The organism is Oxalicibacterium flavum, assembly GCF_014635065.1.
GTDB lineage: Bacteria > Pseudomonadota > Gammaproteobacteria > Burkholderiales > Burkholderiaceae_D > Oxalicibacterium > Oxalicibacterium flavum.
This window is the reverse complement of record NZ_BMCG01000006.1, coordinates 17025-32607: the sequence shown is the minus strand read 5'-3', so window position 1 is coordinate 32607 and position 15583 is coordinate 17025. Positions and strand designations below refer to the sequence as shown.

The window sequence follows — 15583 nt, the reverse complement described above, 5'->3', positions numbered from 1 at the left end:
ACTCAGGCCGCCGCCCGGCCGGCCTGTGCAAGCCGGTCCAGCAACGCAACCAGTGCATCCGTATCGACCGGCTTGACCAGATGGTGGGCAAATCCGGCCGCGCTGGTCAACAACCTGTCGCGCTCCTGGCCATAACCCGTAATGGCGATCAGCACCGTCGCCGCATTTTCCGGCTGCGCCCGCAGACGGCGTGCCAGCGCACAGCCATCCATGTCCGGCAGGCCGACATCCAGCAGGCAGACATCCGGCCGCTCCAGACGCGCGCGTTCCAGCGCCCGCCTCGACTCCGATTCCACCATTACCTCGTGTCCTGCCGCTTCCAGGAACATGGCCAGCATGGCTGCGGCGTCCGCATTGTCATCCACCACCAGCAGACGCAGCGACGTGTTCATGCATTCCTGTGCCTGCGAGGCGGGCGGCCAATGATCAGGCTGCGCCATGCTGGCCGGCAGCCGCACCGTGAAGACACAGCCTTCGCCAAGGCCGCGACTTTGCGCGCTCACGCCGCCGCCATGCAGTTCCGCCAGACTTCTGACCAGCGCAAGACCGATGCCCAGCCCGCCCTGCGCGCGGTCGGCGGTGCGTTCGGCCTGCGTGAACATCTCGAAGGCGCGTTCCAGCATGGGAGCGTCCATCCCCACGCCGTTATCGGCGACGGTGACGACAACCTGCCCTTGCTCAAGAAAAGCATCGAGCCGGATATCGCCGCCTTCCGGCGTGTACTTGGCCGCGTTGTTGAGCAGATTTGCGAATACCTGCAGCAGCCGCTTGCCATCCCCGCTCACCATCAGCGGTCGCCCCTGCATCTCGACATGCAGGCGATGGCGCCGCGCATCGATCAGCGGCCTTACCTGCTCCACTGCCCCGCTCACGATCTGCCGCACATCGACCACCGCCGTCTCCAGTGTCACCAACCCGCTGGTGACGCGCGAGACGTCGAGCAGATCGTTGATCAATGCCGTCATGTGCCGTACCTGGCGCGAGATGATCTCGCTCGACTTGCGTACCCGCACGTCGTCGGGCTGCGCCAGTCGCAGCAGATCGGCGGCGGCCGCAATCGGCGCCAGCGGATTGCGCAGTTCATGCGCGAGCATCGCGAGGAACTCGTCCTTGCGCCGATTACCCTGGCGCATCTCTTCTTCCGCCTTGCGGCGCGCAGTGATATCGGTGAACAGAATGGCGACGCGACGCGCCGAGGGATGATCGATACGAAACGCATAGACGTCGTACCAGCGGTGCAGTTTTCTGGCCTCGCTTTCGACCCGGATCGGCCGGCCCGTCAGTGCCACGCCGCCATACATCTCGAACCAGTGATCTTCGTGGTCCGGCACCATTTCGCGCATGGTCCTGCCGACCGCGTTGCGCAGCCCGGTCTGTGTCTCGAAGATGGGATTGACCTCGAGGAAACGGTAGTCCTTCGCCGTTCCGCTCGCATCGAACAATACTTCGATCACGCAGAAACCTTCATCGATCGACTCGAACAGGCTGCGGTAGCGCGCCTCGCTTTCCTGCAGGGCGTCCTGTGCCATGCGGTGATCGTGTACATCGGTCGAGGTTCCGAACCATTCATCGATGCGTCCGGTCACCACATCGATGCGCGGCTCTGCCCGTGCCATGAACCAGCGGTACTGGCCCGACGCCGAGCGCATGCGGTGTTCGACATAGAAGGGCGTGCCGTTCCTGCATGCCTGCTCCCAGGCTTCCAGCGTCGCTGCATAATCGTCCGGGTGCAGAACCGCACGCGCCTGCTCTTCGGTGCGCGCGTAATCGATCTCGAAGCCGGTGTAATTCGTCCATTGCTGATTGAAGAACTGCAAACGGCCCTGTCCGTCGCATATCCAGATGATCTGGGGAATCGCATCCGCCAGTTCGCACAGGCGCGATTCGCCCCTGCGTGCCGCCTCCGCGATTGCCGCGGTCTCGCCGTCGGGAACCGACTTCGGAGAGGCATGAACATCCGTGGCATTGGTTTCAGTTTTCATCGCTTCCGTTGGTCATGCAGCCCCGACCTGGGGAGATGAGTCAATACTGACAACTAACATCCGTTCATGCAAGCTGCTTGCGAACATTTGCGACAGCCGCATCCATGCTGCACTGCCTATATGCGCAGGCCTGCAAATACGGCCGGTATTTTTTACACGTCGCCCGTGAACAAGCATATGCGAGACCTCTGAGCCAAGGGCAGTTCGATGCACATGGCCGTGGAGAAACTCCTTTCCACCCTGCACCGATGGCCATAGTCCGGAACGTTCGCCAGGGCAAAACGGTCGAATCATCCATCTCTCCACCGCTCGGAACCTCCATGACCATCGAACTGACCTTGCTTGCCTGTACGTTGCTGCTGGCGCTGTTCCAGATCATGCTGACCGCTGCGCTGCGCACGCGCGAAACGGGAACCGACTACAACACGGGGCCGCGCGATACCGAAGGTCCGCCTGTCGGCGTGCTGACAGGGCGCATGCAGCGCGCCCAGAAGAATCTGTTCGAAACCCTGCCGCTGTTCATCGCAGCCGTGCTGATCGTCGCCATCGCGCAGCGCGAAAGCACCCTGTCCCTGCTTGGCTGCTGGATGTATCTGCTGGCACGCATCGCCTATCTGCCGCTGTACGCGGCGGGCGTTCCGGTAGTACGCTCGCTGACCTGGCTGGTTTCCGTGGCCGGGTTGCTGCTGGTGATTGCAGCCACCTTCTTCACGCCCGCCTGACCTCTCTCATGTCCATGATGCTGTCGCTGTCCGCTCGCCTGTCCTGTTACTCAATCCCCCGCTCGCCATGGGCGATCCTGCGTGCGCTGTTGTTGCTGTGCCTGTTGCCGTTGCTCCTGTTCGTACAAGGCGTACATGCGCAGGATGCGGCACCGGTCGACGCCGAGCAGGCACTCGACCAGTTGCGCGCAAGAATCACCGCGATCCAGACCTCGCTCAAGGATAACGAAGAACTGCCGGATGCCACGCTGTCGCAAATGAAGGCCGATGTGCTGGCCGGCGCGGCCGAAGCCGACCGCATCGCCAAGGAAGTCGAACCGCAATTGCTGAGCGTACAGGCACGCCTGGCCGAACTCGGCGCTCCGGACAGCGCCAGCACCGAAGTGCGGGACGTTGCCGTGCAGCGCGCGCAACTGGAGAAGAACAACAGCACCTTCGATGCGCAGGTCAAACTGGCGCGCCTGCTGTCGGTCGAGGCCGAACAGGTTTCGGAGCAGATCTCGACGCTGCGCCGTGCGCGCCTGCAGGCACGGCTCGGCGAGCGCACCAGTTCGATTCTTTCCACCCGCTTCTGGGAGCAATTGAACAAGGAGCTGCCGCAAAACCTGCAACGCATGCGCGCCCTGACGGACGACGTCTACCGCGCTGCACGGCAGACCCCGGCGCAGATATGGGCATCGATTGCAATCGGCATCGTGATGCTGTTTCTGCTGCGGCTCTGGAGCGGACGCGCGATGCTGGCATTCACCTCGACGCGCGTCCCGCATGGCCGCCTGCGCCGCTCCGTGCATGCACTGATCATCACGCTGCTGTCGGTCGTCACACCCTTCCTGATTACCGAACTGCTCAAGCTCGGCATACGCTGGGACGACGGCCTGTCGGACAAGGCGATCGGTTTTCTCGGCAGCGTGATCGGCTTCATCTGCTTCGGCGGCTTCGTCGCCGGACTTGGCTATGCGCTGCTGTCGCCCGGACGTCCTTCCTGGCGCCTGCCGCCGCTGCACGACCGGCTGGCGCACCGCATGCGCAAGTTTCCGCTTGCCTTCGCCATCGTGGTGGTATTGGTCTGGATCACCGAACTGCTTTCCACCGTCATCAACACCGGCCTGACCACGGCGGTCGCCGTCAACTGTCTGGTCGCGCTGCTGCTGGGCGCCACCATCGCGCTCGGCATGCAGCGCGCCGAGCATGCGTGGCGCCGCATCCGGCTCGAAGACCCGGACCACGCGGGCGTCACACCGTTCTGGGTGCGCATGACGGCCGTCGTCATCTGGATCGTGCTGGCCATCAGCATCGTCGGCCTGCTGACGGGTTACGTCGCCTTCGGCAGCTTCCTCGTCAAGCAGATCGCCTGGACCGTGATCGTGGTATGCAGCACCTACCTGCTGATGGTGCTGGCCGACGACGTCTGCATGCTGCTGTCCTCGGCCCCTGTCGATCCCGATGCCAAACGCACGGTACTGCCGACCTCGCAGGCGCGCGACCAGGCCGCCGTGCTGCTGTCGGGCGCGGCGCGGGCGCTGGTGCTGCTGATGGCGACGCTGTTTCTGCTGGCGCCGTTCGGCGAAGGCCCCGACGAACTGCTGCACCGCGTCGGCCAGCTCAACGACGGGCTGGCGATCGGCGAGGTGCAGATCAAGCCGGGCGCCGTGACGCAGGCGCTGCTGGTGCTGGTGGCCGGCTTCGTCGGCCTGCGCTTCGTCAAGCAGTGGCTGGAAAAACGCTACCTGCCGACCACCGGACTCGATACCGGCATGCAGGTGTCGGCTTCCACGCTGTTCGGCTACGCCGGCGGCATCGTCGCGGTGGCGCTGGCGATGTCGGCCGCCGGCATCGGGCTCGAACGCATCGCCTGGGTCGCGAGCGCGCTGTCGGTCGGTATCGGCTTCGGCCTGCAGGCGGTGGTGCAGAACTTCGTCTCGGGCCTGATCCTGCTGGCCGAGCGGCCGGTCAAGGTCGGCGACTGGGTCTCGCTGGGCGGCGTGGAAGGCGACATCCGTCGCATCAACGTGCGCGCGACGGAAATCCAGATGGGCGACCGCTCGACCGTGATCGTGCCGAACTCGGAGTTCATCACCAAGACCGTGCGCAACGTGACCCACGCGAGTCCGCTCGGCCTGGTGCAGATCAAGCTGCCGCTGCCGGTCGAGACCGATGCCGAACTGGCGCGCGGACTGATCATGGATGCCTTCGTCACCAATCCGGACATCCTGGAAACACCGGCGCCGGCGGTGCAGCTCGACGGCATCGCCGATGGCTACCTGGTCATCAACGCGACCGGCTTCGCCTCCTCGCCGCGCCTGAGCTACGGCGTGCGCAGCACGCTGCTGTTCGAGATCCTCAAGCGCCTGCGCGAAGCCGACATCGCGCTGACCAAGACCAATGCGATGCGGCTCGATGGCGCCCCGTCGCCGTCCCTTCCGGAACCGACCGCGCCATCGACCTGATGCAGATGCATCTGCGCTTGCCGGCAGACGAAGTTCTATGTCGGCAAGCGCACAGAAGAATTGCCATGCGTGCGCTACGCTCGAGCCACCGTTCATCGCCACGATGAAACTTCCTGAACCCCATTCGGAGAAATGCATGCGCAATCACGTGCCCTACAGCCGGTCCGTCCCGACGGCAGCTTCCCTTCGTCGTCCCGCACACAAACTGTCGCTGCTGGCGGCCCTGCTCGCTTCCACCGCCGCGCTGCCGGCGCTGGCCGATCCGTCGCCGGCACTCGACCGCGTCAGCATCTCGGCCGGCGCCTTCCATGCGCAGCCGCGCTTCAAGGCAGGTGCCGATACGCCCTACGGCCGCATCGAAACGCCCGAGCGGACCAACAGCAGCGTGACGATTCCGCGCATCCGCGCCGAAGTGCTGTTCTGGGATACGCAAGGCATTTCCTTCGACTACTACCGCTACGACCGCTCCTACGTGCAGAACGTCTCCGGCAATTCCACCATCGACGGCCAGCCGGTCAGCGGCAACGCCACCTTCGACTCCAACCTCAAGATCGATCTGGCGCGCCTGGCCTACAAATGGTGGATGGGCAGCGGCAACAGCGTGTTCGGCCTCGGACTGGGCGCCGCCTACTATCGCGCCGACCTGTCGGGCACCATCCGCGGCACCGTCACTGCCGGCGGGCAAACCTATAGCGACGGCGCCTCCGACCGCTATACCGACGATGCAGTGGCGCCGCTGATCGAACTCGGCTGGCGCCATGCCTTCTCGCCCGACGTGCGCATGTACATCGAAGCCTCCGGCGTCAAGAAAAACGGCGGCCGGCTCGAAGGCCATATCTACAACGGCAATATCGGCATCGAGTGGTTCCCGTGGAAGAATGTCGGACTGGTGGCCGACTATGGTGTCTCGCGCGTGAAGCTCGAGCGCAACAGCAGCAATACGCCAGCCGACCTCGACATCCGCTTCCGCGGACCGTCGCTGTTCGTCAAGGCCAGGTTCTGAGCCGGCAGACAGTCGGCGTCGCATCGCACATCCAGCCCCGCTGACCACGCGGGGCTTTTTATTTGCCACAGCGTGCGCAAAAATCGCTCGCCTTCCCGATTTTGTTGTATTATTTTCATTATTAAAAGAATAATAAAACAGGGAGGAGGAATTATCGAAGAAGGAATGCATGACCTCATCCGCATCGATTCCCGGCACCGTGCCGGTCCCGCCCCCCGCCCGCATCGACGAGCTGGAAAGCATCAGGGGCATCGCCGCCCTGCTGGTCGTCATCTACCACATCCCCAACTGGAACAGCCTGCTGTTCGACATCCCGCTGTTCCGCAACAGCTACCTGATGGTGCAGCTGTTCTTCGTGCTGTCCGGCTTCGTGATCTACAAGGCGTATGCGGGCAACATCCGCAGCGGCGCGCAACTGCTGCGCTTCCAGTTCCTGCGCTTCGGGCGGCTGTACCCCGTGCACCTGCTGTTCCTGCTGGTGTTCCTGCTGCTGGAAGTGGCCAAATATTTCGCCGATACGCATTACGGCATCAGAAGCCACAAGACCACGCCCTTCGTCGAGAACGGCCTGACCGCCTTCATCCAGCAGCTTTTCCTGGTGCAGGCGATCGGCCCGACCGGCAATGCGCTGAGCTTCAATGCACCCGCCTGGTCGATCAGCGTGGAGTTCTACACCTACCTGATCTTCGGTCTGATCGCACTGTTCGCCGGGCGCCTGAAGATGATCGTCTTCCTGCTGCTGGGCCTGGGCGCCTGCGCGCTGCTGGTGGCCGAGCCGGAGCACGGCTACGCGCATCTGCTCTCCTGCCTGGCCGGTTTCTTCATCGGCTGCTGCACGGCCTGGCTGTCGGAACGGCTGCCGCTGCTGTTTTCGTTGCGGCTGCCGTCGCACGCCGTCACGCTGTCGGTGCTGTTGCTGGTCGTGTTCCTGCAACTGAAGGCGCCGCACCATTGGTCGGACTTCGTCGTCTATTTCCTGACCGCCGCGCTGGTGCTGGCGATCGTGTTCAGCGAGGACGGCATCATCCGCAGGGTGCTGCGTATGCGCTTCTTCGTCTGGCTCGGCACGATTTCGTATTCGATCTACATGTCGCACTCGGCCCTGCTGTGGCTGTTCAACCAGGTGCATCGCTTCTTCTTCCAGCGCTCCGAAATCCTGATTGAAGGACGCATGGTGCCGCAGCTCGGCTTCTGGCAGGCGCTGCTGTCCTACCTCATCATCATCGGCCTGCTGCTGGCGGTCAGCCACCTCGTCTATCGCTACGTCGAACAGCCGTGGCGCGAGCGTTCGCGGCGCACGGCACTGAAGCTGCCGGCACTGCCGTTCGGCGTGCGTTCGATCAAGTAGGGATGGGAAGAGAAGCGCTGCGCGACAGCAGCGAGGCAGCCGGATGAAGTCAGTGGCGCGGCGCGTCGAGGATCTGCACCGACGCCAGCACCGCATCGATCGCCTGCCCGGCCTGCGGCTCGTCCCACGCGTCGTCCGCCGCCTTGGCAGCCCTGACCGCGTACGAGATGCGGTCCATTGAATAGCAGGTGTCGTGGTGCACCAGCCGGTAATTGACCGCCTTGACCGACTGGCTCATGCCGGCGTCGCTGCTGGTGTAAGCGGTCCAGTTGTGGCCGTTGATGGCGCTGTCCGGCAGGCGCATGCCGTTGCCCGAACTCAGGCCGTAGCTCGTGCAGCTCGCCACCACCGCCGGATCGCGGCTGTGACCGACCTGCACGATCTCCGAAATGGCGCTGCCGTCCGCCGCGCGTGCCGGCAGCGTCAGGCGCGCGATGCCCTGCCCGTTGCCCACCTCCTCGCCATTCCACACCACGCGCCAGCCACTTTGCAGCAGCGCGCGTCCCTTGAAATCGGCAGTCGGCTGCAGATTCGCTGGATGCTGGAAGCGCACCGTCCCATCGTCGCTGACGAACGTCGCCATCTGCGTATCCGGCGCGCCGCATCCACTCACGGCAAGGCAAAGCGCGGGGAAAAGCAGGATGTTCGTTTTCACCATCATTCCTCTTTCTGCGGCAGTCGATGAGCGTCGGTCAGGTAGCGGGAGCCACGCATGCAGCACCCTTGTTATCGAAGCATACGTCGGGGATACGAATGAAAATGTACGCTAGTACACGAGGAAGGGCGAATGCTTTTTGCTGGCGGAGACCGCATCGCCTGCCGCCATCGCCCTGTCGGAAATCGACAGCAACGTGACGATGGCCGAATTTCCCCACCATCCAAAAGAAAAAGCCCGCTTGCGCGGGCTCTTTCTTCGGGAAACACATCCCGTAATACTGGCGGAGAGGGTGGGATTCGAACCCACGGTACGCTTGCACGTACGCCTGATTTCGAGTCAGGTACATTCGACCACTCTGCCACCTCTCCTGATGCGGTCTTCTTCGCGTTGTGCTGCCGCGAAGCCCGCAATTATAGCAGAGCTTTTTGACGATGGGAAACCCCTTGTTGAAAGGCCAGAAAAATCGCCTGCGAGCGAGCGCAGGTCTGGCGCGCACGCAATGTTGCCCATCATCATCCTGTCACAAACGGTTGATAGGATTGCCGCCAGCTCAATCCGTCCAGCCCGCGTCCATGCAGACTTCCGCCCATTCCTTCTCTCCTGCCGCCGCACCCGAGGAGACGCACATGGCGGCGCTTGGCGAGATGTCCCCCTATCGCTTCCGGATCGGTGTGCCCCCGCTGTTATCTCTCGACGAGCAGAAAATCAGGATGAACCAAGCGCCTTCCCCCATCAGCGATCTCGACAGTCACCTGGCGCAGCGCCTGCGCGAAGTGCTGCGGCAGCGACAGCTGACGCCGCTGTTCCAGCCGATTATCGACATGCAGTCCGGCGCGATCATCGGCTACGAAGGCCTGATCCGCGGCCCGTCCGACAGTCCGCTGCATTCGCCGCTCAACCTGTTCAAGGTGGCGCGCGCCTGCGGGCTCAGCGTGGAAGTCGAGCACCTGTGCCGGCGCATGACGCTCGAGCGTTTCGCCGAGCTGCAACTGCCGGGCAAGCTGTTCCTCAACGTCAGCCCCGAATGCCTGGTGCAGGCCGAACGCCGCCACGGCGAGACGCTGGGCTACATCCACGAGGTCGGCATCAACCCGGATCGCGTCATCATCGAGCTGACCGAAAGCCACCCGACCTACGACTACGACCTCCTGCGCGAAGCTGTACGCCACTATCGCGCGATGGGCTTCGTGATCGCGATCGACGATCTCGGCGAGGGCTTTTCCAGCCTGCGCCTGTGGTCCGAAATCCGGCCCGAGTACGTCAAGATCGACATGCACTTCGTGCAGGGCATCAACCAGGACCCGATCAAGCTGCAGTTCGTGCGCTCGATCCAGGAGATCGCCGAGAAGTCGGGTACCGTGGTCATCGCCGAAGGCATCGAGACCGATGCCGAACTGCTCATGATCCGCGACCTCGGCGTGTCCTGCGGCCAGGGCTACAAGATCGCGCGGCCGCACGCCAATCCCGATACGCGGCTGACGAACGACCTGTTCGCCCAGCTGCGCCAGAACGGCGTGAGCATCTATCCGCACGAAACGCGGCGTTCGCACGAGGTCGCCACCGCCGCCAAGCTGCTGCGCCACGTGCCGGCTGTCACGCCCGAGGTGCAGAACAACCGCATCTACGAGATGTTCAAGAACGATCCCTCGCTGCAGATCATCCCGGTGGTGTCCAACGGCGTGCCGGTCGGCCTGATCACGCGCCACAACCTGATCGACCGCTTCGCCCGCCCCTACCTGCGCGAGCTGCACGGCCGCAAGTCGTGCACGCTGTTCATGGACGCCAATCCGCTCATCGCCGACAAGAACACACCGCTGCATTCGCTGAGCCAGTTGATCGTTGACGGCGATCGCCACCATCTTTTCAACGGCGTCATCATCACCGACCAGGGACAGTATGCGGGCATGGGCAATGCGCACGACCTGATGCGCGAGATCACGCAGATGCAGATCAACGCCGCGCGCTACGCCAACCCGCTGACCATGCTGCCGGGGAACGTGCCGATCGACGAGCACATCGACCGTCTGCTCGAGAATCAAACCCCGTTCTGCGTCTGCTATGTCGATCTCGATCAGTTCAAGCCCTACAACGACGTGTATGGCTATCGCAGGGGCGACGACATGATCCGCCTGACCGGCAAGATCCTCGGCGCGCACAGCGATCCCGAGCGCGACTTCGTCGGCCATATCGGCGGCGACGATTTCATCGTCCTGTTTCAGAGCGAGGACTGGAATAGTCGTTGCCAGGCAATCCTCACGGCATTCTCCGAGGCTGTTCCCGCCTTTTACAGCGAGGAGCACCGCCGCAAGGGCGGTTACGTCAGCGAAGACCGGCGCGGCAGACGCGTGTTTCATTCGCTCGCGACGATCTCCCTGGGATTGCTCAAGGTGCAGCCCGGCACCTACGGTTCACACCATCAGATCGCGGCTGCCGCAGCCGATGCAAAAAGACAGGCCAAGAAGATTCCCGGCAACAGCCTGTTCATCGAACGTCGTGGAATGCCGTTCGCATCCGAGCCCGAAGCCATGGAAGAGCAGGATGCGCAGCCGCGGCAAGGTCGGCGCTGAATGCAAAAAGCCGGATGCACATCCGGCTTTTCGATTCACACCACCTTGAGCGAAATGCTCGGCAATCGTTCGATGTAGCCTTCCATCACGTCGCCGCGCACCACCGGCCCGACATTCTCCGGCGTGCCCGAATAGATGATGTCGCCCGGCATCAGCTCGAAGGCGCGCGACAGATTGCTGATCTGCTCGGCCACCGACCAGATCATGTTCCTCAGATTGGAACTCTGCTTGACCTGCCCGTTGACCTTCAGCGAGATCGCGCCTTCAGTGAAATGGCCGATGCCGGCCGCCGGATGCAGCGGACCGATGGGTGCCGAATGATCGAAGCTCTTGCCGATCTCCCACGGCTTCTCTTCCTTCTTCATCGCCGCCTGCAAGTCGCGGCGCGTCATGTCGAGCCCGACCGCATAGCCGAACACGTGCTGCAAGGCGGTCTCGACCGGAATGTCGCGGCCGCCTGTCTGCAGCGCGGCGACGAGCTCGATCTCGTAATGGTAGTTTTTCGTCAGCGTCGGATACGGATGATCGATCGTCTGCCCCGGCGGCACGAACTGGATCGCATCGCTGGGCTTCTGGAAGAAGAACGGCGGTTCGCGCGTCGGATCGGAACCCATCTCGCGCGCATGCGCGGCGTAGTTGCGTCCGATGCAGTAGATGCGGCGCACCGGAAAGCGGTCGCTGCGGCCGACGATCGGAACCGTCGTCTGCGCCACGGAAAACAGCGCCTGCGAACCGCCATCGCTGCGCGAGGTGGCGCAGCCCGCCATCGCGCCCATCGTCAACACACCCGCTGCCTGCAACATCCCACGTCTGGTCATTTCGGTCATGGTGTCTCCTTTGTCGTTGTATGTCGTCATGGACGGCAGGAGCGTGTCGTGCGCCCGACCGCCACCGGTCAGAATAGCCGCGCGGGATGGCGCATGCAATGCCGTGCCGTACGGCAAGCAATTCGGCAGCAGCAACGAAGCAATGCGGCGCATGCATACAAAAAAATCCCGGACGCCTCGCGGCATTCCGGGATTGTTGGTGTCGAGCCCGACCCCAGCCGGGCATCGCAATATCGTCAGCCCTGCGGCGCCAGCTTTTCCAGACCGCCCATGTACGGACGCAGCGCTTCGGGGATCGTCACGCTGCCGTCGGCCTGCTGATAGTTTTCCAGCACGGCCACCAGCGTACGGCCCACCGCCAGGCCCGAACCGTTGAGCGTATGCAGCAGTTCCGGCTTGCCCTGGGCATTGCGGAAACGCGCCTGCATGCGGCGCGCCTGGAAGGCTTCGCAGTTCGAGACCGACGAAATCTCGCGATAGGTGTTCTGCGCCGGCAGCCAGACTTCGAGATCATAGGTCTTGGCCGCGCCGAAGCCCATGTCGCCGGTGCACAGCGTGATCACGCGGTACGGCAGGCCAAGCTTCTGCAGAATGGCTTCCGCATGGCTGCACATCTCGTCGAGCGCCTCGTAGGATTTTTCCGGATGCACGACCTGAACCATCTCGACCTTGTCGAACTGGTGCTGACGGATCATGCCGCGCGTATCGCGGCCGTAGCTGCCGGCTTCCGAGCGGAAGCACGGCGAATGCGCGGTCATGCGGATCGGCAGCGAATCACCAGGGACGATCTCGTCGCGCACGATGTTGGTCAGCGAGACCTCGGCGGTCGGGATCAGGTACAGCGATTCGCCTTCGCCCTCCTGGCCGCCCTTCTTGACGGCGAACAGATCGGCCTCGAACTTCGGCAGCTGGCCGGTGCCGCGCATGGAATCGGCGTTGACGATGTAGGGCGTATAGCACTCGTCGTAACCGTGCGCGCCGGTATGCGTGTCGAGCATGAACTGCGCGAGCGCGCGGTGCAGGCGCGCGATGCCGCCCTTCATCACCGCGAAGCGCGAGCCGGTCAGCTTGGTCGCGACGTCGAAATCGAGGCCCAGCGGCGCGCCGACATCCACGTGGTCCCTGATCTCGAAATCGAAGGTACGCGGCGTGCCGACCTTGCGCAGTTCGACGTTGCCGCTTTCATCGCTGCCGACCGGCACCGACTCGTGCGGCAGATTCGGAATCGCCAGCATGAATTCGCCGAGCCTGGCCAGCACTTCGTCGAGCCGCGCCGCCGATGCCTTCAACTCGTCGCCAAGGCCGGCTACCTGCGCCATCACGGCCGAGGTATCCTCGCCCTTGCCCTTGAGCATGCCGATCTGCCTGGATAGCGTGTTGCGTTTGTTCTGCAGTTCTTCGGTGCCGGACTGGATCTGCTTGCGCTCGGCTTCCAGGGCGTTGAAGGTGGCGACGTCGAGCTGGAATTTGCGCGCGGCCAGCCGCGCGGCGACGCCCTCGATGTCCTTGCGAAGAAGTTGAATGTCGATCATGGAAAGGGTGCGGGAAAAGACTGCAAAAAGAATCGGGAAAACCGCGATTGTACCAAGCCCGCGGCGATTTCCGTGCAATGACGAGGTCGGCGCCGGCGCTCTGCGTTACCATTGGCAGATTCGTCACCGAGATTCAAACATCCGCATTCGCCCATGGAAGACAATCAGGAAACCCCGCATCTGCCACCCCTCGTCCTTTTCGTCGGCCTCGCCCTCGTGCTCGGCTGCGGCATCTGGTCGGGCTCGCTGTTCTTTTTCTACAAGGGCAGCATCATTTATGGCGTGATCGCGGGCGTCTGCCTCGGCGCGACCTATGCCTTCCTCAAGCAGATCAAGGCGCAGTTCTTCAATTCCGGGAAATAAAACGGCGCATCGGTTCGTCGATGCGCTCCCTGCGTCGAGAAACGCTTATTTCTCGCGCTTCTTCGCTTCCTGATCCAGCGCACGCAGGTGCGCCATCTTCTCGCCGATCTTGCCTTCCAGCCCGCGCGGCGTGGGCTGGTACCAGTGCGGATCGGGCATGCCGTCCGGCAGGTAGGTTTCGCCGGCAGCGTAGGCTTCCGGCTCGTCGTGTGCGTAGCGATAGAGCTTGCCGTAGCCGAGTTCCTTCATCAGTTTGGTCGGCGCGTTGCGCAGATGCTCGGGCACCGGGCGCGACTTGTCCTTGGCGACGAAGGCGCGCGCCTGGTTGTAGGCGTTGTAACCGGCGTTGCTCTTGGCGGCGATCGCCAGGTAGATCACGGCCTGCCCCAGCGCCAGTTCGCCTTCGGGCGAACCGAGCCGTTCGTAGGTCGCAGCAGCCTCGTTGGCGATGGTCATCGCGCGCGGGTCGGCCAGGCCAATGTCCTCCCACGCCATGCGCACGATGCGGCGCGCCAGATAACGCGGATCGGCGCCACCGTCGAGCATGCGCGTGAACCAGTAGAGCGAAGCGTCCGGATTGGAGCCACGCACCGACTTGTGCAGCGCGGAAATCTGGTCGTAGAAGGTGTCGCCGCCCTTGTCGAAACGCCGCAGCGCGTCGCCCAGCGTAGCCTTCAGCAATTCCGTATCGATCTCGTTCTGCTTCTTCGCCCGCGCCGCGCGCGCCACTATTTCCAGGTTGTTGAGCAGCTTGCGGCCGTCACCGTCGGCGCTGGCGGCCAGCATGGCCTTGGCCTCGTCGGTGAAAGTAATACCTTCGAGCTCGTCGCGCGCAGCACGGTCGAGCATGGCGAACAGGTCTTCCTCGTTCAGGGACTTGAGTACATAAACGGCCGCGCGCGACAGCAATGCGCCGTTGACCTCGAACGACGGATTCTCGGTGGTGGCGCCGATGAAGGTGAACAGCCCGCTTTCCACGTGCGGCAGGAAGGCGTCCTGCTGGCTCTTGTTGAAGCGATGCACCTCATCGACGAACAGGATGGTGCGGCGCCCCATCGCGTTGCGCGACAGTTCCGCGCGCTCGACCGCCTCGCGGATGTCCTTGACGCCCGACAGCACGGCCGACAACGCGATGAAGTCGGCCTGGAAACTGTCGGCCATCAGGCGCGCCAGCGTGGTCTTGCCGACGCCCGGCGGGCCCCACAGGATCATCGAGTGCGGCTCGCCCGATTCGAAGGCCACGCGCAGCGGCTTGCCCGCACCGAGGATGTGCTGCTGCCCGATCACCTCGTCGAGGCTGTGCGGACGGAGTCGTTCGGCGAGCGGGATGGCCATGGGCGTGCGGAAAAAAAATCGAAAACGGGTGTCAAAAACAATCGACGCCAGCCGGACAATGCGGACTGGCGTCGCGTGGCGCTGCACGCATGCAGCCTATTCTAAGGCTTACTGGAACACGTCCGCGCCCTTGGGTACCGAGAACTTGAACTGGCCGGCCGGCATGGCCGGATTGCGCTCGAAGCTGCCGAAGGTGAGCAGCGATACCTGGCCGAAGGAATCGCGCAGTTCCATCGCGGCCGGCACGCCGTCCTTCATGCCGATGCCGATGCGCTCGAAGGTCGTGTCCTTGGCCTTGGGCGTGGCTTCCAGCCATTCCATGCCATTCTTGCTGCCGGCCTCCTTCAGGGTGAAGTTCTGCTCGAGGTTGTTGCTGCCGAACAGGATGGCTGCCGGCGACGAACCCAGCGCATCGCCGAGCTTCTTGACCGTCACCTGGTTCAGGTCCTTGTCGTAGATGTAGAGCTTTTCGCCATCGGCCTGCAGCAACTGCTCGTACGGCTTCTGGTAGGTCCAGATGAACTTGCCAGGGCGCGAAAAAACAAAGGTGCCCGACGATTCGTTGGATACCTTGGCGGTGCCGCTGTCGACCTTGACCAGTTGCTGCGTGAACGCGCCCTTGGCCGACTGCGTCGAGGACACGAAGGACTTGAACTGCTCGAGCGCCGCGGCCTTTGCCAGCGACGGCAGGCTCAAGGCGGCTGCCACCAGCAGCACGGTCAGCGCCGGCAGGCGGAAATCGAAACGTTTTGCAACGCGAAGCTGTGAATCCGGAATGTGCTGCTTGCCCATGTTTGCC

General features: G+C 63.4%; 12 protein-coding genes and 1 tRNA gene. 6 read left to right on the top strand and 7 right to left on the bottom strand.

Annotation, left to right across the window (positions count from 1 at the left end; genetic code table 11):
• Window positions 1-2 precede the first annotated feature (2 nt).
• Window positions 3-1982 carry a PAS domain-containing hybrid sensor histidine kinase/response regulator gene (locus IEV38_RS13905; RefSeq protein WP_188397123.1) on the bottom strand — a complete coding sequence of 660 codons (1980 nt, stop codon included), beginning with the start codon at window positions 1980-1982 and terminating at the stop codon, window positions 3-5.
• A gap of 320 nt (window positions 1983-2302) precedes the next feature.
• Here IEV38_RS13905 and IEV38_RS13900 point away from each other — a divergent pair, with 320 nt between their 5' ends.
• The 4 genes from IEV38_RS13900 to IEV38_RS13885 all read left to right on the top strand — a co-directional run bounded on the left by IEV38_RS13900 (window position 2303) and on the right by IEV38_RS13885 (window position 7502).
• On the top strand, window positions 2303-2704 hold the full coding sequence (locus IEV38_RS13900; RefSeq protein ID WP_188397121.1) for an MAPEG family protein: 402 nt from the start codon (window positions 2303-2305) through the stop codon (window positions 2702-2704).
• A gap of 17 nt (window positions 2705-2721) precedes the next feature.
• On the top strand, window positions 2722-5151 hold the full coding sequence (locus IEV38_RS13895) for a DUF3772 domain-containing protein (RefSeq protein WP_188397551.1): 2430 nt from the start codon (window positions 2722-2724) through the stop codon (window positions 5149-5151).
• A 136-nt stretch (window positions 5152-5287) separates the two neighbouring features.
• Window positions 5288-6154, top strand: coding sequence for a hypothetical protein (locus IEV38_RS13890; RefSeq protein ID WP_188397119.1), 867 nt, complete (start codon window positions 5288-5290; stop codon window positions 6152-6154).
• A 169-nt stretch (window positions 6155-6323) separates the two neighbouring features.
• Window positions 6324-7502 carry an acyltransferase family protein gene (locus tag IEV38_RS13885; protein ID WP_188397117.1) on the top strand — a complete coding sequence of 393 codons (1179 nt, stop codon included), beginning with the start codon at window positions 6324-6326 and terminating at the stop codon, window positions 7500-7502.
• 49 nt (window positions 7503-7551) lie between these two features.
• Here IEV38_RS13885 and IEV38_RS13880 read toward each other — a convergent pair whose 3' ends face one another.
• Together IEV38_RS13880 and IEV38_RS13875 are read right to left on the bottom strand one after the other, a co-directional pair.
• On the bottom strand, window positions 7552-8085 hold the full coding sequence (locus IEV38_RS13880; protein ID WP_188397115.1) for an LOG family protein: 534 nt from the start codon (window positions 8083-8085) through the stop codon (window positions 7552-7554).
• A 353-nt stretch (window positions 8086-8438) separates the two neighbouring features.
• Window positions 8439-8528, bottom strand: a tRNA-Ser gene (locus IEV38_RS13875).
• A 342-nt stretch (window positions 8529-8870) separates the two neighbouring features.
• Here IEV38_RS13875 and IEV38_RS13870 point away from each other — a divergent pair.
• Window positions 8871-10727 (top strand): GGDEF domain-containing protein, encoded by a 1857-nt coding sequence (locus tag IEV38_RS13870; RefSeq protein WP_188397548.1) that lies wholly within the window; start codon window positions 8871-8873, stop codon window positions 10725-10727.
• A gap of 35 nt (window positions 10728-10762) precedes the next feature.
• Here the strand turns inward: IEV38_RS13870 and IEV38_RS13865 are convergent, their stop codons facing one another.
• Together IEV38_RS13865 and serS are read right to left on the bottom strand one after the other, a co-directional pair.
• Window positions 10763-11554 carry a fumarylacetoacetate hydrolase family protein gene (locus IEV38_RS13865; protein ID WP_188397113.1) on the bottom strand — a complete coding sequence of 264 codons (792 nt, stop codon included), beginning with the start codon at window positions 11552-11554 and terminating at the stop codon, window positions 10763-10765.
• 236 nt (window positions 11555-11790) lie between these two features.
• Window positions 11791-13086 (bottom strand): serine--tRNA ligase, encoded by a 1296-nt coding sequence (gene serS / locus IEV38_RS13860; protein ID WP_188397111.1) that lies wholly within the window; start codon window positions 13084-13086, stop codon window positions 11791-11793.
• A gap of 153 nt (window positions 13087-13239) precedes the next feature.
• Here serS and IEV38_RS13855 point away from each other — a divergent pair, with 153 nt between their 5' ends.
• Complete coding sequence (locus IEV38_RS13855; protein WP_188397109.1) at window positions 13240-13449, top strand: hypothetical protein; 210 nt, start codon at window positions 13240-13242, stop codon at window positions 13447-13449.
• A 45-nt stretch (window positions 13450-13494) separates the two neighbouring features.
• Here the strand turns inward: IEV38_RS13855 and IEV38_RS13850 are convergent, their stop codons facing one another.
• Window positions 13495-14784, bottom strand: coding sequence for a replication-associated recombination protein A (locus IEV38_RS13850; protein WP_188397107.1), 1290 nt, complete (start codon window positions 14782-14784; stop codon window positions 13495-13497).
• A 108-nt stretch (window positions 14785-14892) separates the two neighbouring features.
• Window positions 14893-15576 carry an outer membrane lipoprotein chaperone LolA gene (gene lolA, locus IEV38_RS13845; RefSeq protein WP_188397104.1) on the bottom strand — a complete coding sequence of 228 codons (684 nt, stop codon included), beginning with the start codon at window positions 15574-15576 and terminating at the stop codon, window positions 14893-14895.
• Window positions 15577-15583 lie beyond the last annotated feature (7 nt).

What these genes read in the sequence shown, in the direction of transcription:
- serS (WP_188397111.1), bottom strand. Translation starts at nt 13,086, where the DNA reads ATGATCGACATTCAACTTCTTCGCAAGGACATCGAGGGCGTCGCCGCG.
- IEV38_RS13890 (WP_188397119.1), top strand. Translation starts at nt 5,288, where the DNA reads ATGCGCAATCACGTGCCCTACAGCCGGTCCGTCCCGACGGCAGCTTCC.
- IEV38_RS13880 (WP_188397115.1), bottom strand. Translation starts at nt 8,085, where the DNA reads ATGGCGACGTTCGTCAGCGACGATGGGACGGTGCGCTTCCAGCATCCA.
- IEV38_RS13850 (WP_188397107.1), bottom strand. Translation starts at nt 14,784, where the DNA reads ATGGCCATCCCGCTCGCCGAACGACTCCGTCCGCACAGCCTCGACGAG.
- IEV38_RS13855 (WP_188397109.1), top strand. Translation starts at nt 13,240, where the DNA reads ATGGAAGACAATCAGGAAACCCCGCATCTGCCACCCCTCGTCCTTTTC.
- IEV38_RS13865 (WP_188397113.1), bottom strand. Translation starts at nt 11,554, where the DNA reads ATGACCGAAATGACCAGACGTGGGATGTTGCAGGCAGCGGGTGTGTTG.
- IEV38_RS13885 (WP_188397117.1), top strand. Translation starts at nt 6,324, where the DNA reads ATGACCTCATCCGCATCGATTCCCGGCACCGTGCCGGTCCCGCCCCCC.
- lolA (WP_188397104.1), bottom strand. Translation starts at nt 15,576, where the DNA reads ATGGGCAAGCAGCACATTCCGGATTCACAGCTTCGCGTTGCAAAACGT.
- IEV38_RS13905 (WP_188397123.1), bottom strand. Translation starts at nt 1,982, where the DNA reads ATGAAAACTGAAACCAATGCCACGGATGTTCATGCCTCTCCGAAGTCG.
- IEV38_RS13900 (WP_188397121.1), top strand. Translation starts at nt 2,303, where the DNA reads ATGACCATCGAACTGACCTTGCTTGCCTGTACGTTGCTGCTGGCGCTG.
- IEV38_RS13895 (WP_188397551.1), top strand. Translation starts at nt 2,722, where the DNA reads ATGCTGTCGCTGTCCGCTCGCCTGTCCTGTTACTCAATCCCCCGCTCG.
- IEV38_RS13870 (WP_188397548.1), top strand. Translation starts at nt 8,871, where the DNA reads ATGAACCAAGCGCCTTCCCCCATCAGCGATCTCGACAGTCACCTGGCG.